This is a genomic window from Streptomyces sp. NPDC059373 (genome assembly GCF_042751495.1).
In the GTDB taxonomy this organism is placed as follows: domain Bacteria; phylum Actinomycetota; class Actinomycetes; order Streptomycetales; family Streptomycetaceae; genus Actinacidiphila.
On the sequence record NZ_JBHYXC010000049.1, the window covers coordinates 1 to 20,185 of the forward strand.

Consider the following 20,185-nt stretch of genomic DNA (forward strand, 5'->3'; position numbering starts at 1 on the left):
GGCCGTGGGTACGGCCCGCATTGCGGGCCGTCAGTCCGTGCTTCGCACGGCCCGGATGATCGCATGTCAGGTAGCACTAATTTCTTCTGTAGTACGGGGAGTTGGGGCGTGCTGCGCACTTCCCAACTGGGGTGGGTCCGCTGCGCTCCCCCACCCCCGGGTCCTTCCGGCTGCGCCTGCAGGACCAGGACCCGCTACGCGGGTCGGCTGGCAGCAAGGGGTGACGGGGGCTCATCTGAGGGAGCTTCAGTGTAGTGCGTGTAAATGAATGAGATGCGGCATGTAGACTTGGTGGAATAGTGGCACACCCTCTCCCTTCACGGCCCCAGAATATGGAATGGAGATTTCCCAATGTCTGCGATTCGGCTTCGCGAGCACCAGGTGGACGCGAATTCGCGTATCCGTAAGTGGGTTGGATTTCCTGCAAGATCTGTTGTGCCGGAGCAGGGTGCCCGTGCCACCGCGGTGTCAGCGACCGGGTCCGGGAAGACGTACACGGCTGCTGCGGCCGCGCTGGACCTGTTCCGTGACGGCCGGATCCTGGTCATGGTGCCCACCCTCGATCTGCTGGTGCAGACCGCCCAGGCGTGGCGCGCGATCGGCCACCGCAGTCCGATGGTGGCGGTGTGCTCGCTGGAGAAGGACCAGGTGCTGGAGCAGCTCGGGGTGCGGACCACCACCAACCCGGTCCAGCTCGCTCTGTGGGCCGGCAGCGGTCCGGTCGTCGTGTTCGCCACGTACGCCTCTCTGGTGGACCGGGAAGACCCGAGGGACATCACCGGGAGGCGGAGGATCCGGGGGCCGATCGAGCACGCCCTGGCGGGTGGGGAGCTGATGTACGGGCAGCGGCTCGCGCCGTTCGACCTCGCGGTGGTGGATGAGGCCCACGGAACCGCTGGTGATCTTGGTCGGCCCTGGGCGGCCATCCACGACCAGGCGCGCATCCAGGCCGACTACAGGCTCTACCTCACCGCGACCCCGCGGATTCTCGCCGCGCCTCGGCCGCAGAAAGGGCGGGACGGCCAGGAGCTGGAGGTCGCGTCGATGACCTCCGACCCGGAGGGAACCTACGGCGAGCGGATCGTAGACCTCGGGCTGTCCGAGGCCATCGAGCGCGGGATTTTGGCCGGGTTCGAGATCGACGTGTTGGAGATCCGCGACCCCGACCCGATGCTGGTGCTGTCGGAGGAGGCGTTGCGGGGTCGGCGCCTGGCGCTGCTGCAGACCGCACTGCTGGAGCACGCCGCAGCCCACAACCTCAACACCGTGATGGTTTTTCACCAGCGCGTGGAGGAAGCGGAAGCCTTCGCAGCGAAGCTGCCGGAGACCGCTGCGGAGCTCTACGCCACCGAGGTGTCCGACAAGGCCCTGGAAGACGCCGCGCAACTGCCGCCGTCCTCGATGGGGGCGGAACCGTACGAGCTGGAGAGCTACCGGCACGTGCCCGCTAACCGGGTGTGGGCGCAGTGGCTGTGCGGGGACCACCTGGTCGCCGAACGCCGCGAGGTGATCCGGCAGTTCGCCAACGGCATCAACGCCGCCGGACGCCGGGTCCACCGCGCGTTCCTGTGCTCGGTGCGGGTTCTCGGGGAAGGCGTCGACATCGTCGGCGAGCGCGGTGTGGAAGCGATCTGCTTCGCCGACACCCGCGGCTCCCAAGTCGAGATCGTCCAGAACATCGGCAGAGCCTTGCGGCCCAACCCGGACGGCACGACCAAAGTGGCCAGGATCCTGGTCCCGGTCTTCCTCGCGCCCGGCGAGAATCCCGAGGACATGGTCGCCTCCTCCAGCTACAAGCCGCTCGTAGCCGTCCTGCAGGGCCTGCGCTCGCATGATGAGCGGCTCGTGGAACAGTTGGCCTCCCGCGCCCTGTCGCGGGGCCGGGAGCAGCGGCGTGTCCACGTCCGGCGCGATGCCCAGGGCCGCATCATCGCGGCCGGGGCAGCGGGCGAGGGCGCGGAGGGAGAAGGAGACGGTGAGGAGGGCCAGGAGCAGCCCGAGGCGATCGAGAGTGCGCTGATGCGGTTCTCCGGGCCGCGTGATGCCGCAACGATCGCGGCGTTCCTGCGCACCCGGGTCTACCGGCCGGAATCCCTGGTCTGGCTGGAGGGCTTCCAGGCGCTACGGCGCTGGCGGGCCGAGAACGGCATCACCGGGCTGTATGCCGTGCCGTATGACATCGAGGTCACCGTCGGTGTCACGCAGTTTCCCTTGGGGCGCTGGGCGGCGCAGCAGCGGCGCGCCTACCGCGCCGGCGAGCTCGAAGACCACCGCCGCCTCCGACTGGAGGACGAAGGGATGGTGTGGGAGCCCGGAGACGAGGCATGGGAGGGCAAACTCGCCGCCCTTCGAGGCTTCCACCGGGCGCATAACCACCTCGCTCCGAGGCAGGACGCCGTGTGGCTGGAGGAGCCGATCGGGCAGCACATGGCCAATCTGCGCCGCAAGGGCGGCCTCGGCAAAGACCCTGAGCGGGCTGCTGCCCGGGCGGAGCAGCTGGCCTTGATCGATCCCGACTGGTCCTGCCCCTGGCCGCTGGACTGGCAACGCCACTACGCCGTCCTGCGCGACCTCGTCGACGCCGACGGCACCCTGCCCGACATCCACCCCGGCGTCCTCTTCGAAGGCGACGACCTGGGGAAATGGACCCAACGGCAGGCCCGCGACTGGAAGACATTGAGCGATGCGCAGCGGGAGCGGCTGACCGGGCTGGGCATCAAACCCGCTGAACGCCCCTCTGCCGCCCCCACCGGGAAGGACGCGGCAACTGGTCCGGGCAAAGTGTCAGCGGCGTTCACGCGCGGCGTGACAGCCCTCAAGCAGTACATCGAGCGGGAAGGGCACACCACCATTCCCCGCGGACACGAGGAAATACTGCCGGACGGCACCACCGTCAAGCTGGGCATCTGGCACACCAACACCAAGAGCCGCCGCGGCAGGCTCACTGACCCTCAGCGCGCCGCGCTCGCGGAACTCGGGCTGGAGTGGGCGTAGGAGCCCCGAGTTTGCAGCTTTCCTGCCAAGCCGTGGCTGGTAACCCATAACGAGTGAGGCCGACTGACGGTTATGGGAGTTGCAGATCAACGGACCGGGCAGGGCATGGGCGGCAGGAATCGGAAGCTGGCGCCGTTAGGGGCGGGGTCGATGCTCCTGGCAGGTGGGGTGTGGCGGGTGGCACCGCTGCGGGGTGAGATGACGCAGTCGTTTCTGAGCCGGGTGGCTGCACGCTATGGCGTAGGGCTCAGGGATCTGCTGGCGGCAATCGCTGAGGTGGGCGGGCTGTCGAACGTCACGGGCCAGACGCGGGTGGACAGCGAGGTGTATCTGAACCGGCAGGCTCGGGATCGGGTGTCCCAGCTGTGCCGAGTTCCGGAGGATCATTTGCGACAGGCGCTGCCAGCCTGGGCACAGGAGGAGCCTCGAAAGCGGTTCGCCGCAGGCCCAGCAGCGCAGTTTCATCACACTGCGGAGAAGGTTGTGCCCTGGGGGCCGGCGTGTCCTGAGTGCGTGGCGCGATCAGCCGGGCGCGCCGAGGGCGCGCGCTTGTACCTGGAGCCGCAGCAGCGGGTGTGCGCGCTGCACCGTCGGTGGCTGATGCAGGTGCCGGGCACGGCCGGCCGGGTGGTGGGGTTGCCGGCGGGGGGCCAGCAGTGGGTGCAGGCCCATCGTCGTCATGCGAGGTTGCTGCGTCATTCCTCGGTGGCTGTGCAGGCGTTCGAGGTGGCTGCAGCGGTGACTGCCTCGTGGTGGTGGCAGGCGTGGCCGCGGGAGCACGTGTGGCCTTCTCGGCTGCGGAGCTTGGGCAGTGGACGGATAGATCCGGAGGTGTGGCGGGTCCTGGCGCGGGAGCTGGTGACGTACCCGGAGACGGTTGCGCTCGCCACGCTGCTGGCCGATGACGGGTTCCGGCAGTGCCTGATCGCCGACGCCCGGGGACATGTGCCGTTTCGGCTGGCTGATCTGCCGGTGCTGCTTTCGGCGGTTGCGCGCTGCGTGGGGCGCCCCTGGTACGGGGAGCAGCTGGCGGATGAGACGTCGGGGCCTTTGTTCGCGTGGGCGTATCAGTGCGTGCGGCCGCCGCGTCGCACCGGGCACGGGGAGCAGGCGCTGTGGGCGGTCGCTCCGGCGCACCGTTTGCGCCCGTTGGTTGACGAGCTCGCCGCGCGGATGTCCGTCGGGGCCGGCGGGCAGAAGGTGGAGGGCAAGAGACGGCGGGGGCTTAACCGGCAGTCGGATGAGTCCTTCACGGCCGGCCTGGCGCATGCGGGTCAGTACGTGCGCGAACACGGGAACCTTGCTGTCCAGAAGGACACCATGGTGGGGTCCTTCCGGCTTGGGGAATGGCTGCACAATGTGCAGACCAGGGCCTGGGCGCTGTCGCCGGATCGTGTCCGGGTGCTGACGGTTTTGGACCCGTGGTGGAACGTCCCCTGGTCGGTGCAGTGGCAGCGCTCGTACTACCGGGCGCGCGATCACGCCGCCGTGGACGGTTGGCCGGATGCAGCCGCAGGGTTTGCCGGGACCGCCGTGCTGAACGGTGAGTGGCTGTATCTGCAGTGCACCCAGTACGACGCTCTCCACCCTGAGCAGCAGCGTCTGCTGGCGGACATCGGCGTCACGGCCGAAGCCGCCCGTGCCGCTCGGCCGCGGCGGCCCAGCATGCGGGCGCGTTTCGAGACAGGGCTGGCGCACGCCCGGGCCTATGCCACCGAACATGGCCACCTGGCGGTCTCCGGTAAGGGGGCGGTGCACGAGGGGTATCCGCTGGGGGCCTGGCTGGGGGCCCAGCGCAGTAAGGCGCACCGGGCTGCAAAGCCCACCGAGCGCTCCCGCGCGCTTGATGCCGTCGACCCGTGGTGGAATCCGCCCTGGCCGCTGTCATGGCAGAGATCCTTCGCGCAGGTCCATCGGCTGGTGCAGGACGGACACGCGCTGGATGCGCTGCGTGGCTTCCCGGGCCTCGAAGCCGAGTCCGCGCTGTGGTTGTCGCACCAGTGCGCGGTGTACGGGAGTCTGCAGCATGATCAGCATTGCCTGCTGGCAGGTATCGGCATCACGGCTGAGGAAGCCGGCAAAGTCCCCATGACGGCGGAGGAGGCCAAGGCCGCCAGCCAGGCCGCAGCACGACTGGGTGGCTCGGCCGGCTTGGCCAGCGCCCGTTCCTTCGCCGCGGCATACCGGCACTTGGCGGTGCCCTTTGACTTCATGCATGACGATTATCCGCTGGGCCGCTGGCTGGTGGCCCAGCGCAGCAAGGAGCGCCGCCACCTGCGGGCCACCGGAACCGCGTGGCCGCCCGGGCGGCGCCTGACGGAGCTGGACCCCTGGTGGAACCCGCCATGGCACTTCCCGTGGCAGCGCCACTACCAGCAGGCCCGCACGCTGTGGCAGGAGGGCAGGCTGCTCCTGCCCGGCCAGCACGGCCCGCCCGGCGACCGGGCCGAGGATGAAGATCCGCTGATGGTGTGGTTGCGCCGGCAGTGCGCCCGGCACGATGTCCTGCAACTCGAGCAGCAGAACCTTCTCGCCGACATCGGTATCACCGCCGCCACCGCCCGCACCGTCACGGCATCCCTGACCGGTCCGGCCCTGGGAGAGGTCGGGCTGGCGCAGGCTCGTAGCTACGCGGCCGAGCACGGGAACCTGGCCGTGACCGACCGCACCCGCCACAACGGCCACCCCCTAGGAAGCTGGCTCCTGCGCCAGCGCCAACGCGCCGCCGACGGACCGCATCGAGCCCGCCCGGATCACCGCGCTCAACGCCCTCGACCCTCACTGGAACCCACCCTGGCCCCTCACCTGGCAACGCGCCTACCACCGGGCCCGCGCCGCCACCGACAGCAACACCCTGACCAGGACCGACCGCCGCTGGATCAGGACACAGGCACAGCTGTGGGACAGCCTCCACCCCGCCCAGCAACAACTCCTTGCCGCCCTCGGCACCGACGGGACTGCCGCCGTGCCCGCACCGGCCCGCACGACGGCACGCCACTACCCGCCAGGCGAGGGCCTGCCCCACGCCCGCGCCTACGCCACCCTGCACAGGCACCTGGCGGTATCCATCCATACCCACCAGGACGGGTTTCCCCTGGGGCGCTGGCTCGTGCAGCAGCGCCGCAAAGCCCGCTCAGGCCAGTTGTCCGCCCGCACCCTGCAAGAACTCACCGTCCTCGACCCGTGGTGGAACCCACCCTGGCCGTTCATCTGGCAACGTGCCTACCACCGGGCCCGCGCCGCCCACGCCACAGGCCAGCCCATCCCACCCGAGCTACGACGCTGGGTCCGCAAACAGACCACCCTGTGGGACCGGCTCCACCCGCATCAGCAGGCGCTGTTGGACAACATGGGCGTCGTGGGCCGGTCCCGCATTTTCTCCGAGAATCGCCCTTTCGAGTGAGAGCAGGCAGATTCGCGTCTTCCTGACAGCCGGTCCCCACTTCGGTGGCAGGGTGAAACGACGTGAGGGCGCAGGCAGCGCCTGGAGCAGTGCCGGCGGCCAGGAGCGCGGCCTGCCCGTGGAGGTGGCATTCACCGGACCGTCCGGCCAGGTCACCCAGCTGCCGTGGGATCAGGCGGTCGGTTCGGTGCGTTTTGAGGAACTGGCGCCGGTGGCGGCGTTCCCGGTCCTGCCTGGACGCCGGTGGGGGCCTGGATGGTGGTGGTCAGCCACCACGGGGCGGCACGTGGTGCACGGCTCCGCCACAATGCGCACCCAGTTGATGACGTTGGACCGGGACCCGGAGGTGACCGGACTGTCCGCCCGGCCGGTGCGGCTCATCTGGCGGGACCCGGCCGACGGGCGCGTACGCGGGTGGGTGCCGCAGCTCTTCGCCCGGTACACGGACGGCACCGGCCTGCTCGCCGACTGCCCCTCCAGCCCGACCGTCGGCGGAGACAGGGCGCAGCGGGCACGGGTGGTCCTGGAGGCGGCGTGCGCGCGCGTGGGCTGGTCATACCGGCGCCTCGAGCCACCTCCAGCGGTGGTGGCGGCGAATCTGCGGTGGCTGGCCGGCTACCGCCACCCACGCAATCAGGGACCGCCCAGGCTGCGGGCCGCGCTGGCCGAAGCGTTCACCGAGGCCCGGCCGTTAGCCGACGGCGTAGCTGCGGTGGGCGATTCCTTGCAGGTGCTACCGGCCGCCTATCACGCGCTGTGGTGCGGGCATCTGACGACGCCTCTTGATGAGCCGCTGCACGAGCGGGCGCTGATCTGTGCTGACGCAGACCGTGGTGAGGGCGTTGAAAGGCGGCTGAGCGACGTCGGCGGCGAGCAGGAGAAAGGTTGAACGCAGTGGGCGGCACACACGGTAAGAGCCGGCGGCCAGTGGTGGAGGTCGGCGCGCACGTCGTCTACCGGGGACAGACCTGGCAGGTCGCCGCATTGCAGGGCCAGCAGGTCTACCTGCTCCCGGAGGATGGAGCCGAAACGAGCCTGCTGCTCGGGCGGTTGTTCGCCGATCCGGGCTTCGAAGTAGTGGGCGCGCAGACGCCGGACACGGTGCCGCAGTGGGGGCTGTTCGAGACCGTTCCGCTGGCAGCCCAGCAACGGGCTCTGGCCTGGCTGCCGCACGTCCGGGAGGTGGAGACCGGACTGCCGCACGCCCCAGGCAGTCGAGAAGGCCAGACGATGCGGCCGGAGTACGACCCCGAGCAGTGGACCTTGGCTCAGCGGGATGCGGCCAAGGCACAGGAGCTGACCGCGCTCGGCTTCGCCCGGGTGACGCGTACGACGGTGGAGCGGATGCGGTACGCCTACCGCAAACAGGGCTTGTGGGGGCTGGTCGACAAACGCACGGTGCCGGCACGCGGCCGGCATCCGACGGGATATGCCGACGAGCGGGTCGTGGCCGCGGTGCTGGAGGCGCTGCGGCGCCAGCGGGGCCGGTCGAAGGGGACGGTGAAGGGGCTTCAGGTAATGGTCGGGCAGATCCTGGAGGACACGCACGGGCGCGGGGTGGTGGAAATGCCGTCACGGTCGACGTTCTACCGGCTGGTGAGTGTGCTGGCCGACCCAACCGAGCGTCCGGGACGTCCCGCACGCACCGCCACCGCCCCCACCCGCGCCTCGTCGGCGCCGGTGGTGCTGCGGCCCGGGGAGCAGGTACAGATCGACACCACCCGCCTGGACATCATGGCCGTCCTCGAAGACGGCACGCTGGGGCGGCCGGAGCTGACGATCGCCGTCGACGTCGCCACCCGCTCCATCCTGGCCGCCGTCCTGCGCCCGCACAGCACCAAAGCCGTCGACGCAGCCCTGCTCCTGGCCGAGATGGCCGTCCCCCACCCAGCCCGGCCGGCCTGGCCCCAATCGCTTCACCTGTCGCGGGCCGAGGTGCCGTATCAGCGGATGCTGTCGCTGGACGAACGACTGGAGGGCGCGGCCGCCCGCCCGGTGATCGTGCCCGAGACGATCGTCGTCGACCGCGGCAAGATCTACCTCTCGCAGGGCTTCGTCGCCGCCTGCGAGACACTCGGGGTGAGCGTGCAGCCCGCTCCACCGAGGCGGCCGCAGGCCAAAGCCGTGGTGGAGCGGACCTTCGGCGCGATCAACGACCTGTTCTGCCAGCACGTCGCCGGCCACACCGGATCCAACCCCCTGCGGCGCGGCAAGGACGTGACCGCCGAGACGCGGTGGACGATCCCGCAGCTGCAGGACTTCCTCGACGAATGGATCACCTGTGGCTGGCAGAACCGGCGCCACGACGGACTGCGCCATCCCGTCCTTCCCAAAACCGCCCTCACACCGAACCAGATGTGGGCCGCACTGATCACCATCAGCGGCTACGTGCCAGTCCCACTCACCGGGGCCGACTACCTCGAACTGCTGCCGGTGCGCTGGCAGCCCATCACCGAACGCGGCATCCGCCTCGACTACCGCACCTACAACCACGACATCCTCGACCCCCACCGCGGCCAGCGCTCCTCCGTCGCCAGCAAAGACGGCAAGTGGGAGGTCCACCACAACCCCCACGACGCCCGCCAGATCTGGGTCCGCCTCACCGACAGGCAGCTCCACGAGATCGGCTGGATCCACCGCGACCACGTCCACCAACCCTTCAACGACCAGCTCTGGCGCCACATCCAGACCGAGGTCGAACAACGCGGAGACCGCGACCAGCACGAAGCCGACCTCGCCGACGCCCTCGACCAGCTCCTGCGCCGCACCCGCAGCACCACCGGGACCGAGCAAGAAACCCGCCGCCGAAGAACCCCCCGCTCCGGAAGCACGGCAGCACAGCTGCCCGATCTGCCAGGCCAGCGGCGCCCCCTCGACACGGATACCGCACCGGCCCCGGCCCCGGAGTGGAGCGAGAGCCTTGACGACCTCATCGGCATCGACGCGGCGGCCGAGACTGGCACGAGCGAGCCGGAGGGCGCGGGCATGCGGGCGGCTGAGGCTGGCGGATACGGGCTGTGGGACGCCGAAGCGGAAGCCGAGCAGTGGTGAACACCCCACCAGACACAGGCGATGCACCGGCCAGCATGTCCCCGTCGGCGGCGGACCGGCCTCACGGTGCCGCGGCAAGCGCCGACGGCGGCCCCTCTGAGGCGCAGCAGCAGTCGGTGACCACCTGGGACGGCTTCCAGGCCTTCGCCACCACACCCATGGCGGCTCCTCCCCCACCCGGGGCGCCGCGCCGCAGCCTTGAGGAACGTCTGGCCTACCACTCGCGGTTCGTCGCCGTGCGCACCCCGGCCATCGACGCCCTCGCCAAGAACGTGCGCACCCTGATGATCCTCGGCCGCCACCAAGCCGTCACCGCACGGCCGTCGCTGATCGTCACCGGCCCCGCCGGCGCCGGGAAAACCACCGCCCTGCTCCAGGTCGGCCGCACCTGCCACCTCGCCCACACCCGACGCCACGGCGCTGCAGCAGCGGCCGGGCAGGTTCCCGTCGCCTACGTCCTGGTCCCGCCCGCCGCCAGCGCCAAGACCCTGGCCACCGAGTTCGCCCGCTACCTAGGCATCCCCATCGCCGCCGCCATGTCCCAGGCCCAGATCACCAACGCTGTCTGCCACACCTACACCGCCGTAGGCGTCCAGTTGGTGATGATTGACGAGGTACACCGGCTCAACCCCCGCACCACCACCGGCGCCCAGACCGCCGACCTGCTCAAGGACCTCACCGAACGCATCGGCGCCACCTTCGTCTACGCCGGAATCGACGTCACCGCCACTCCCCTGTTCACCGGGGTGCGCGGCGCGCAGCTTGCCGGACGCGCCTCCCTCATCGACTGCGGCGCCTTCCCCGCCCGCCTCGGCGAGAGCGAACCCTTCCGCGAACTTGTCAAAGCCATGGAGACCGCCCTCGACCTGCGCGACCACCGGCCCGGAGCCCTTCCCCAACTGGCCCCCTACCTGCATGAGCGCACCGCCGGCCGCATCGGCAGCCTCGCCCGCCTCATCCGCCAGGCCGCCATCACCGCCCTGCTCGACGGCACCGAGCGCATCACCAAAACCACTCTCGACGCGATCCGCCTGGACCACCTCGCCGAACAGCACTACCGACCCCGCACCCGGCCCCGGAGTACCAACACCTCATGAGCCGGACAGACGTCACGGCCCCTGCCACAGCAGGGGCCGGCACCCCACAGCGCATCGTCGACACAGGGGCATGGCTTCGGATCCCGTCAGCCGCACCGGGCGTGCTCCACGTACGGCCACTGCCCGGCGAAGCAACCGCCTCCTACACCCAACGCCTCGCCGACACCTACCAGCTGACACTGCCCCAGCTCCTCGACGGCACCAGCATCACCCTCCACGGCCACGGCACACCACCGACGGCCGAATTCCACCTCAACCACAACGCGGCCCACCACCTCGCTGTCCTGGCCCGCACCCCACTCCCCCACCTGACGCGCGCACTGCCCCGCCTCGCCCTCAGCCGCGCTGCAACCCACGACGCCGAAGCGGCCGCGCGCTGGAAGCGACTCAAGGCGGCGCAGCAACCCGTCCGCGCCTGCACCCTGTGCGCCCTCCACCAAAGCCGCGGCGCCACCCACACCGCCTGGGTACACCCGCCACCCCACCGGCTGCTGTGCCCGCACCACCACCAAGCCGCCCCCGACCCACGACTCGCCGCCACCGTCCGCACCCAAGCCTCGCCCGAACTCGCCGCCGCGCACCACGCCCACCGGCGCCTCCTGCGACACCCCCGCGCCCTCACCGCATGGACCACAGCGCGCGCCATCACCACCCGCTGGTACGACCACCAGCAACACCTCACCCACCGCTGGCACACCCGCCTGACCCGGCTCTGCGCGACCAACCCCCACCTGACCACCACGAGCAGCGCCTCCCCCGCACTCCTGGCACGCGACCTGGTGATCTACCCGGAAACCGTTGCCCTCGCCCGCGCACTCGCCGCCCTCCCGAACCGGCCACACCGCGACACCGGCAAAGCCCTCAACCTCATCGCCCACCGACTCGGACTGCCCCACCTCGCCAGCAACGCGAACGACCCCCTCCGGGTCTTCCTCACCCACACACGCCACTGACCAGCATCATCCGGAACCCCAAGCCCCCAGAGAGCGCAGCCACCTATAGACGCGCCACCACACCTACGAGAAAACCAAGATCAATCCCACACAATCACCGAACCGCAGGCCAAGCGCCCGAACAACCAAACCGAACGCGACCCCAGGCCACGCCACTCACGCCCGAACACGGCCCCTACCCCAGCTCCAATCTCCCAGCCAAAAGACGGGACACCAGACCAAAGCAACCCAGCTCCCTGAAGATCACTGCTCCGTCACACCAAGCGCAGCGCCGGCCGCATCCCCACAGACCGCCGCCCAACCACACCACCCACCACACACCACCAACACCCAGGTACAGAAAGGCAGGCAGACGAGGGGAAGTCAGCATGGCGCACGCGCCGAAAAGGGTCGCTGAGCAGGGGAAACGCGGAACTCACCACAGGGAGCACCGCAAGTGATGACGCCAGTGATGTTGCACGGGATGCTGCACGTGATGTTGCCAGCGGAGGTTCTTCAATGCGGGTGAGATGAAGCCCGTACGGGCTAAGGAACTCGAAGAGTTGGGGATGATCTGGTCGCATTGGGACGTCGCTTTTCAGGAAGGGCTGTCAGCGGCGGAGGGGTGGGCGGCTGAACCTGGTCACCTCCTGGCATCCACGACAGCGGTCTGGGACGGGCACCCGGTGGGGGTCTGGCTGAAGAATTTGAGGACCGCCGGTCGGCGGGCGGTGGAGATCGAGGCGCGGCGTGAGGCCGGCCTGCCGGTCGGCTCCACCACGGGCGCGCTAACCGAAGAACGCAGGGACGCGCTCGAGGCCATCGACCCGTCATGGTGCCCGGCCTGGCCGGTCGCCTGGCAGCGCTGCTACAAGCTGTGCCGCAACCTCATCGAGGCCGGCACCCCGCTGCCCACGGCCCCCGGGCAGATGACGCTGCAGGGCGAAGACCTGGGCGCGTGGGTCCAGGCCCAGCGGCTCGGCTGGGACCAACTGCTGCCCGCACAGGCCTGGAAGCTCGAGCACATGCTCCACCTGTCCCCAGCAGAGGCGTCGGAGCGGCCGCCGTCGCCCCGTACACAGGCAGACAAATGGGCGGCCAAGATCCGGGCCGCGAAGCAGTTCCACGCCCGTGAGGGCCATCTCCAGGTACCCAGGAAGCACCTCGAAGTCGTGGACGGGATCGAGCACAAACTCGGCATGTTCCTGGACAACGCCCGTAGGCGCGCCGCAGCAGCGGGTGCTGGGTGCGGGCCCAGCGCTCGAACTGGCCGCGGTCCACGCCGGCTGCCTCGCCGTACTGCCACCTGGTCTGTGCTGCTGGCACAGCCGGGTGGTAGGGCTGACCGCCGGGCGGTCGGAACAGATCAGGCACCGGCCGTAGTCCACTCCCCGCGCCACGGGCAGAGCGGTGGCCGCGTCCATGAAGGCGCGCTTGGTCCGGCCCGTCCGCTCGGCCTGCTCCCACTCCAGGTTGTGCGTGTTGCACAGGTTGTGGCTGACCCGGCGGATGCGCTCGCAACCCTCAACGGCGCACTGCCAGGCGTAGACCGGGTGCTGAGGCGGGATGGAGATCAGCGCGTCACGGAAGACCGGGTCGAACCCAGGGGCATCGATGAGGGCCGTGAGCAGTTCGAGCCGGTCGCGGCCGACGCGGGTGGCGTCGGTGCGGCCGGGCAGCAGCGTCAGCGGGATCACGGCCGGGTCCCCACACCTGCTCCAACGCCGCAGCAAAGACCGGATCGTGGACGTCCACATGGCCGTAGACCTGCTCGACGGTCGCAGCCGAGGCCCAACCGCCAGCATCACGCGCGATCACCGCGTTGCCCCGTGCGACGTCCAGCACCGCGGTGGCGAAGCAGTGCCTTGTGTCCGCAGAGGCCGTGTGCGGGTGACCCCGTGTGGTGATTGAGCAGGCGGGTCGTTGCGGACCACTTTCGCGACGCAGGCAGCCGGAGGTGTTGCATTCCGAGACCGTCGATGTGATGCGCATCACGCCCTGGGTGCTTCGGGTCGGGCATGCGCGATCATGATCGGAATGGACTCTCGTTTCCTTGGCATCGCTGAGCTGGTCGAAGCCCCTTCCGCGGCGGTCGTAGTCGACGTCATGCGTGCTTTCACAGTGGCTGCCTGGGCCTTTGCCCAGGGGGCGGAAAAGATCGTTCTTGCTGAGTCGCTGGACGAAGCCCTGGCACTCAAGGCTCGCCACCCGGATTGGGTGGCGCTCAAAGACGGTCCGCCCGCGCCCGGGTTCGACACCGTCAACTCCCCGGGCCTGCTGCGGTCTATTGACCTTGGCGGACGGACCGTTGTCCAGAAAACCACGGCAGGAACGGTCGGCGCCCTTGCGGTCAAGGAGGCGCCGCTGGTGCTGTGCGCCAGCTTCGTGGTAGCGGAGGCAACGGCTCGGCTCTTGCGGACACGCGAGTGTGGCAGTGTCACGTTCGTGGTCACTGGCGAGGATGGGCAGGCCGATGAAGATCTGGCGTGTGCTCAATACATCGCTCGGAGGACCACCGAGGCCGGGACGGATGCTGCTGAGTTCCTCCGCCGCGCTGGCGAGTCGCGCGCCGCCGCCGAACTGGCGGAAGGTGTGCGTCAAGGAGTCCATCCTGATGACGTTGCACTCTGTCTTGAGCTCGACCGGTTCCCCTTTGCCATGGTGGCGGCCTTGGAAGGCTCGCTCATGGTCCTGCGTCCGTGCGCCGTGCCTTCGTTGGCCGACGACGCCTCGATCTGATACGGGAAGGACCCCGACCGTGCCGCAGCGCGGGCCGCGCAGCTGACCGCCATCGATGCGGACTGGAACTGCCCCTGGCCACTCGACTGGCAGCGCCACTACCGCGTCCTCGCCGACCTGGTCGACGCCGACGGCATCCTGCCCGACATCCAGCCGGGCGTCCTGTTCGAGGGCGACGACCCGGGCAAGTGGCTCGCACGGCAACAGGAGGCGAGCACCTGGGCGCAGCTGTCCATCGAGCAGCAGGAGCGGCTGTCCGTGCTGGGTGTGAAGCCCGCTGCGGCCTCGCCCAAGAAGAGCGCGGCTGGCGGTCCGGCCAAGGTGTCGGCGGCCTTCACGCGGGGCGTGGCGGCCCTCGCGCAGTACATCGCGCGGGAGGGCACGGGCAGGCCGGTACCGCGCGGGCACAGCGAAGAGATCGCCGTCGACGGCGAGGCCGAACCGGTGTCCGTCCGGCTTGGCGTATTTCTGAGCAGCACCAAGGCGAGACGGGACAAGCTCACCGACCCGCAATGCGCCGCCCTCGCGGAACTGGGCGTGGAGTGGGCGTAGAGACGGATGCTGAGGGGCCGGAGGGCACCGCCGTTAGTTGCTCGTCGGCCCTGCGCCATGGCGCAGGTAGGTCAGATCGGTCCTTCGCACTCGTCAATCCAGTGCGAGGAGGCTCAGGGCTGCGAGGCGTTCCAGTGCCTGCTGGGCGGTCATCTCGTCGGAGGCCACGTGGGTGGCCGTGTTGCGGACGGTCATGTTGAGTCCAGGCGCGTACTTGGACAAGCCGTTCTGCATAGAGCTGACCGTGCGGTCGCTCGGGTCCCCGGGCCACGTCAGCACCGGGCTTTTGGCGTTGAAGACCTTCTCGTAGACGTGGGTGGCGTCCATGTTGGCCAGCCCGGTGCGGGTCTTTAGCTGGGAGGTGAGAGTCTCGGCGGCGCTTTGGACGGCGAGACGGAAGTGGCCGTCGAGCCAGAGCTTCCGGGCGGCTCCCCAGATCGTCGGGTGCATCGCCTCCACTCCGGTGGTCGGAGGGAGCTCAGCCTCCGCCTTGTCCGTCAGCGCCTCCAGGCGGCCCAGGATCTGCTCCGCCGAGTCCAGCACGTCGCCCGGTTCGAGCAGCGGCTTCGGCGTAGCGACGGTCCTCCAGGCCGCGATCGGATCCACGGGTTCGGAGAAGCCGGCGACGCCTATGTACATCCGGGTCAGGCCCGGGCCGCCGACGCGCGGCCGGCTGCGCGTGCCACCCGATCTGTGGCGGCCTGGAGCTCTTGAGGCGACACGCCTTCCCGGGCGACCGCGGCAGGTAGGAGGCCACGCCCGAAGCCGGCGTCCTTCGTCTCCGTGTGGAGCTCCATGAATGCCTTGAAGGCGTTTTTGAACTCAGTCACGGCTTCGGTGGTCTTGCGGAGGTACTCGGGGTTCCGCGAAGCGTCCATGCTGCTGATCGTGTCACGGGCCCGGAAGGTTGTTGCCCGAGTAGGGGCCGAGCCGGCGGAGCACGTGCCGCAGCGGCCGCTCAGAGGTGGCCGTCCAGGAACTTCCGTACCTCGGCGATAGTCATAGGCCCCGTGCCGTGCGCCACCGCCTCTCCCTCCTTCAGCAGGACGTAGGACGGGGCTCCGGTGATCCCGTATCGCTCGGTCGCAGCCGGACAACGCGTGATGTCGGCGCGGACGACCGTCAGGCGGCCCGTGTAGTCGTCGGCGATGCCACCGACGACGAGGTCCATCACCCGGCATGGCTCGATTGCCTTGGGCCATGTCCCGGTGAAGTATGCGAGGACCGGAACTCCGCTCATCCCGAGGATGAAATTGAACTCCGCGTCCTCACGGGGGCGGTGAACCCGCTTCGCCATGGAAGCTCCTGACCTCACGTTCCATCATTCCATCCCCATCATCCCTCGCGCGGTGTGCCAGGCCGGCCCGGCCGGTCGTCCGGCTGACCTGTCGGAAGGGAGGCACGGGGCCATCGCAGAACCACGGTGGTCCCCGGCGCCAGCGGCCCGGCCCCCCTGGTGACCCGGCCTGGCCGCCCCGCCGGTCACCCAGTTGCAGCCCACCGCGCGCCCGTGGGTCAGCTCGTGCCAGGACAGCGCCCTCCACGACGACATGAAAGCCGTTTTCCAGGGCATAGCAGCCCAAATCACCGACCAGATGCTCGATGAGCGCGTCGACGAGCGGGCCGGTGCGCATCGTCCACCGGATCCAGTCGAGCCGTATCCGCCACCGCGCTTCTCAGAGACAGCACCCCCGACGGGCTTCCCGAGGCCTTGTCCGGTCTTCACATCAACCCCCGGTCTCAGCCGGCTGATACCGCTCTTCCCCGGGCCGCATGAGCCAGCTGACGGCACCGAGAACGAGACACGAATCCTGGACCGCTCGCGGACGCGGTCGTGGACGGTCGAAGTACGCGTCAGCTGACCCGAAGACCGACCGCCAGCGTCAGTTCAAGGACCCGGTGTGGCGATGCGAGATCCGGAAACAGCTCCCGCAGCTGCGACATCCGGTACCGGACCGTCTGGGGATGGACGAACAACGCCGCCGCCACCTCGTCCCGCCTGCCCTGGTGCAGCAGCCACGCCCGCAGCGTCTCCTCCAGCCGCCGTGCGGTCGCGACAGGCAAGGTCCGCAACGGTGCGAGGGCTCGGGCACGCAGGTCTGCGAACGCGTCCACGTCGGCGCTCAGCACCAGCTCGGGCAGGTGGTCTTCGGTGTCGCGAATATCAAAGGAGAGGGAGCGCGCGCGTACGGCTCGTGCGTACGAGGCGGACGCACGAGTCCATGGCCGGACCGGGCCGACCACGGCGGTGCGGTCGGTCAGCTGCCGCAAGAGATGTGATCGGTCGGCATCGGGGACGAGCAGCACACCGGTGGCGTCCGGCAGATCGTCGAGGACGAGGGTGCTCGGGTCGAGCGCGCGGTAGGCGGGCCGGGCCTGGGCGGCGGGCAGCAGGACCGCGGTCAGCGAAACCGGAGGCTGCCACCCGGCCCGTTGAACAGAGGCCAGCAGCACGTCCGGGCTCGCGCCGGCGAGGAGGTCGCGGGCCAGGTGTTCCAGGTGGCGCTCGTGGACCCTGCCCCAGGCGGCCAGTTCGTCGGCGTGGCCCGCGGCGCTCGCGGCGGAGAGCTCGTCGATGTAGGCGAAGGTCAGCTCGGCGAACTTGGCGACCTCGGCGGCGGGCAGACCTGCGGGTACGGCACCCGCTGCCAGGCATCGCCAGGCCACGCGGGCGCCGACGCGGTAGGCGCTGAGGAGGGCGTCCATCGAACGGCCGTCGCGCACCTCGCCGCGGCCCAGCTCGTAGGCTGCGTCACCGGCATCGCCGCCTGTGGCGTTCCCGCTCGCGAGGTCCAGATAGTGCCCCAGGGCGGTGCGGACGGCTCGGCGGATGGTGCCGCCCATGCGGCCCGAAAGGGCGTTGGCGTAGGGAGGGACCTCGTCGATGATCGCCTGGACGACCTCGTCGGCGGTGCTCTTCAGCGCGGCCCGAAGTGCGGTGACCGTCGTCTCACCCAGGACCAGTTCGCTAGCCCTCCGGATTGCATGGCTCACATTTTGTTCCCTACGAACAATTAAGCCGACCAGATTTACGTCCTGCGGTCAGGACTTTACACCTTGAGGCGCAGCAAGCTGGAATCATGACAAGTGCAGCCCTCCGCAGCAGGGCGTGGAAACTGCTGGAGATGGTCACGACGCCGCTGCTGCCGTCGGACTACCTCGACCTGGTCAGCCCGCTGCGTGCGGGCGCTGACCTGCGTGGGCGCATCGAGGCCGTGCACCCCGAGACGGGCGACGCCGCGACCATCGTGATCAGGCCGGGACGGGGCTGGCGCGGCCACACAGCCGGTCAGTACATGCGGATCGGGGTCGACGTCGACGGGGTGCGCCTGTGGCGTGCCTACTCCATCACCTCGCCGACAAACCGCCAGGACGGCCGCGTCACGATCACCGTGAAGGCGATCGAGGACGGCAAGGTCAGCAACCACCTGGTCCGCAGGGCGAAACCGGGCACGCTGATCCAGCTCGACCAGCCAACCGGTGACTTCGTGCTGCCGCAGGCCAAGCCCGCCAAGGTGCTCTACCTGACGGCCGGCAGCGGCATCACGCCCGTGATGGGCATGCTGCGCGACATCGAGTTCGACGACGTCGTCATGGTCCACTGCGCGCCACAGCCGCAAGACGTGATCTTCCGCAACGAACTGCACGACCTGGTCGCGGACAAGAAGCTGCGGCTCACCGAGGTGCACACCGACACAGACGGCATGCTCGACATCGCCCGTCTCGACGAACTCGTGCCCGACTGGGCCGAGCGCGAGACCTGGGCTTGCGGGCCCGCGGGCCTGCTCGACGCCGCCGAAGAGCACTGGACCGAGCACGGCGTACAAGAGCGCCTGCACACCGAACGCTTCCGCCCCAGCATCGTCGTCTCCGGCGACGGCGGCGAGGTCACGTTCAGCGCCACCGGCAAGACCGTCGACGCGGACGGCGCCACGCCGTTGCTGGACATCGGCGAGGAGGCCGGCGTGCTCATGCCCTCCGGGTGCCGCATGGGTATCTGCTTCGGCTGCATCACGCCGCTCAAGGCGGGCGCCGTGCGCGACCTGCGCACCGGCGAGATCACCGAGGCCGAGCCGGGCGTCCTCATCCAGACCTGCGTGTCCGCCGCGGCGGGCCCCTGCGACATCGAACGGTAGGAGCACCTTGACCGCCACCGACCCCACCGCCCACCTGACCGCGGAGCAGATCGAGGAGCTGGGCCGCGAGCTGGACGCGATCCGCGACGAGGTGATCGCCGGCCGCGGCGAGAAGGACGCCGCCTACATCCGCAAGGTCATCTCGGCGCAGCGCAAGCTCGAGCTGGTCAGCAGGGGCGTGCTGCTGTTCTCGATCTTCCCGCCCGCGTGGCTGCTCGGCACCGCCGGTCTGTCCGTGGCGAAGATCATGGACAACATGGAGATCGGCCACAACGTCCTGCACGGCCAGTGGGACTGGATGCGAGACCCGAAGATTCACTCCACCACCTGGGAGTGGGATCACGTCTCACCGTCCGAGCAGTGGAAGCACTCGCACAACGAACTGCACCACACGTACACCAACGTGATCGGCAAGGACAACGACCTCGGCTACGGCATCATGCGCGTCGACGAGGACCAGAAGTGGCACCCGTTCCACCTCGGCCAGCCGCTGTGGAACTTCATCAACGCCTGCTTCTTCGAGTACGGCATCGCAGCGTACGACCTGGAGCTCGGCAAGAACCTGCACAAGCGCCGCCGCAAGAACCCGCAGTTCCGCGCGCGGGCCAAGGCCGTGGGCCGCAAGATCCGCAAGCAGGTGCTCAAGGACTACGTGATCCACCCGCTGCTGTCGGGCCCGTCGTTCCTCACCACGCTCGCCGCCACGTTCACCGCGAACCTGGTCCGCAACATCTGGACCCACTCGGTGATCATGTGCGGGCACTTCCCCGAGGACGTACAGGTCTTCGAACGCCAGTCGATCAAGGGCGAGACGCACGGCCAGTGGTACCTGCGCCAGATGATGGGCTCGGCGAACATCAGCGGCACCAGGGCCATGCACTTCATGACCGGCAACCTGTCCCACCAGATCGAGCACCACCTGTTCCCGGACCTGCCGAGCAACCGGTACGCCGAAGTCGCGGTGAAGGTGCGCGCGCTGTTCGAAAAGTACGAGCTGGAGTACGTCACCGGGCCACTGCCCAAACAGGTGGTCTCCGCATGGCGCAAGGTCTTCCGGCTCTCGCTGCCGAACAAGAAACCCAAGATCAAGACGCCGGACCGCGAGCAGCAGCTCATCGCGGCCTAATTCCCGGTACTGGTTCAGACCTTTCGGCCGTACCGGCGGCACCGCCGGGTTCGGTGAGATCCGCTGCGGACGGTGGGCGACCGCGACATCAGACCGTACGACACGGGATCCGGGCAGCCCGGTGTCCGACTGCGCTGCCTGGACGTGCGCCAGGA

At 69.4% G+C, this 20,185-nt stretch carries 14 protein-coding genes and 3 pseudogenes; 12 read left to right on the forward strand and 5 right to left on the reverse strand.

Annotated elements, in window-relative coordinates:
* Positions 1–351 precede the first annotated feature (351 nt).
* The 8 genes and pseudogenes from ACFXJ5_RS36180 to ACFXJ5_RS36215 all read left to right on the forward strand — a co-directional run.
* Positions 352–2,994 carry a Helicase associated domain protein gene (locus ACFXJ5_RS36180; protein WP_384641040.1) on the forward strand — a complete coding sequence of 881 codons (2,643 nt, stop codon included), beginning with the start codon at positions 352–354 and terminating at the stop codon, positions 2,992–2,994.
* A gap of 198 nt (positions 2,995–3,192) precedes the next feature.
* Positions 3,193–5,667: pseudogene (locus tag ACFXJ5_RS36185) on the forward strand (helicase associated domain-containing protein); the annotation flags it as partial.
* Positions 5,668–5,959: 292 nt separating this feature from the next.
* Positions 5,960–6,397, forward strand: a complete 438-nt coding sequence (locus ACFXJ5_RS36190) for a helicase associated domain-containing protein (RefSeq protein ID WP_384641043.1) — start codon at positions 5,960–5,962, stop codon at positions 6,395–6,397.
* 118 nt (positions 6,398–6,515) lie between these two features.
* Positions 6,516–7,286 (forward strand): TnsA-like heteromeric transposase endonuclease subunit, encoded by a 771-nt coding sequence (locus ACFXJ5_RS36195; RefSeq protein WP_384641046.1) that lies wholly within the window; start codon positions 6,516–6,518, stop codon positions 7,284–7,286.
* Positions 7,287–7,291: 5 nt separating this feature from the next.
* Positions 7,292–9,448, forward strand: coding sequence for a Mu transposase C-terminal domain-containing protein (locus ACFXJ5_RS36200; protein ID WP_384641049.1), 2,157 nt, complete (start codon positions 7,292–7,294; stop codon positions 9,446–9,448).
* A gap of 116 nt (positions 9,449–9,564) precedes the next feature.
* Complete coding sequence (locus tag ACFXJ5_RS36205) at positions 9,565–10,545, forward strand: TniB family NTP-binding protein (RefSeq protein WP_384641052.1); 981 nt, start codon at positions 9,565–9,567, stop codon at positions 10,543–10,545.
* Positions 10,542–11,498 carry a TniQ family protein gene (locus ACFXJ5_RS36210; protein WP_384641055.1) on the forward strand — a complete coding sequence of 319 codons (957 nt, stop codon included), beginning with the start codon at positions 10,542–10,544 and terminating at the stop codon, positions 11,496–11,498. The genes ACFXJ5_RS36205 and ACFXJ5_RS36210 overlap by 4 nt, the downstream gene beginning before the upstream one ends.
* A gap of 548 nt (positions 11,499–12,046) precedes the next feature.
* A pseudogene (locus ACFXJ5_RS36215) lies at positions 12,047–12,292 on the forward strand (helicase associated domain-containing protein); the annotation flags it as partial.
* A 15-nt stretch (positions 12,293–12,307) separates the two neighbouring features.
* Here ACFXJ5_RS36215 and ACFXJ5_RS36220 read toward each other — a convergent pair.
* On the reverse strand, positions 12,308–13,174 hold the full coding sequence (locus tag ACFXJ5_RS36220; RefSeq protein ID WP_384641145.1) for a hypothetical protein: 867 nt from the start codon (positions 13,172–13,174) through the stop codon (positions 12,308–12,310).
* Positions 13,175–13,514: 340 nt separating this feature from the next.
* On the opposite strand from ACFXJ5_RS36220, the gene ACFXJ5_RS36225 reads away from it, so the two are divergent.
* Together ACFXJ5_RS36225 and ACFXJ5_RS36230 are read left to right on the forward strand one after the other, a co-directional pair.
* Positions 13,515–14,216, forward strand: coding sequence for a 2-phosphosulfolactate phosphatase (locus ACFXJ5_RS36225; RefSeq protein WP_384641058.1), 702 nt, complete (start codon positions 13,515–13,517; stop codon positions 14,214–14,216).
* A gap of 3 nt (positions 14,217–14,219) precedes the next feature.
* A pseudogene (locus tag ACFXJ5_RS36230) lies at positions 14,220–14,768 on the forward strand (helicase associated domain-containing protein); the annotation flags it as partial.
* A gap of 93 nt (positions 14,769–14,861) precedes the next feature.
* On the opposite strand, the gene ACFXJ5_RS36235 reads toward ACFXJ5_RS36230, so the two are convergent.
* From ACFXJ5_RS36235 to ACFXJ5_RS36250, 4 genes are all read right to left on the reverse strand, one after another.
* Positions 14,862–15,407, reverse strand: a complete 546-nt coding sequence (locus ACFXJ5_RS36235; RefSeq protein WP_384641061.1) for a TIGR02391 family protein — start codon at positions 15,405–15,407, stop codon at positions 14,862–14,864.
* Between the two features lie 5 nt (positions 15,408–15,412).
* Positions 15,413–15,646 carry a hypothetical protein gene (locus ACFXJ5_RS36240; RefSeq protein WP_384641064.1) on the reverse strand — a complete coding sequence of 78 codons (234 nt, stop codon included), beginning with the start codon at positions 15,644–15,646 and terminating at the stop codon, positions 15,413–15,415.
* An 80-nt stretch (positions 15,647–15,726) separates the two neighbouring features.
* Positions 15,727–16,065 (reverse strand): thioredoxin family protein, encoded by a 339-nt coding sequence (locus tag ACFXJ5_RS36245; protein WP_384641066.1) that lies wholly within the window; start codon positions 16,063–16,065, stop codon positions 15,727–15,729.
* A 557-nt stretch (positions 16,066–16,622) separates the two neighbouring features.
* Entirely contained in the window at positions 16,623–17,762 is a 1,140-nt protein-coding gene (locus ACFXJ5_RS36250) for a PucR family transcriptional regulator (RefSeq protein WP_384641069.1), read from the reverse strand.
* Positions 17,763–17,848: 86 nt separating this feature from the next.
* On the opposite strand from ACFXJ5_RS36250, the gene ACFXJ5_RS36255 reads away from it, so the two are divergent.
* Positions 17,849–18,904, forward strand: a complete 1,056-nt coding sequence (locus ACFXJ5_RS36255; protein ID WP_384641073.1) for a ferredoxin reductase — start codon at positions 17,849–17,851, stop codon at positions 18,902–18,904.
* 7 nt (positions 18,905–18,911) lie between these two features.
* Positions 18,912–20,030: a fatty acid desaturase family protein gene (locus tag ACFXJ5_RS36260; protein ID WP_384641076.1), complete on the forward strand. Its 1,119-nt coding sequence runs from the start codon at positions 18,912–18,914 to the stop codon at positions 20,028–20,030.
* Positions 20,031–20,185: the final 155 nt, after the last annotated feature.

Coding starts and splice junctions, on each gene's coding strand:
- ACFXJ5_RS36180 (WP_384641040.1), top strand. CDS start 352: ATGTCTGCGATTCGGCTTCGCGAGCACCAGGTGGACGCGAATTCGCGT.
- ACFXJ5_RS36210 (WP_384641055.1), top strand. CDS start 10,542: ATGAGCCGGACAGACGTCACGGCCCCTGCCACAGCAGGGGCCGGCACC.
- ACFXJ5_RS36225 (WP_384641058.1), top strand. CDS start 13,515: ATGGACTCTCGTTTCCTTGGCATCGCTGAGCTGGTCGAAGCCCCTTCC.
- ACFXJ5_RS36235 (WP_384641061.1), bottom strand. CDS start 15,407: ATGTACATAGGCGTCGCCGGCTTCTCCGAACCCGTGGATCCGATCGCG.
- ACFXJ5_RS36240 (WP_384641064.1), bottom strand. CDS start 15,646: ATGGACGCTTCGCGGAACCCCGAGTACCTCCGCAAGACCACCGAAGCC.
- ACFXJ5_RS36245 (WP_384641066.1), bottom strand. CDS start 16,065: ATGGCGAAGCGGGTTCACCGCCCCCGTGAGGACGCGGAGTTCAATTTC.
- ACFXJ5_RS36255 (WP_384641073.1), top strand. CDS start 17,849: ATGACAAGTGCAGCCCTCCGCAGCAGGGCGTGGAAACTGCTGGAGATG.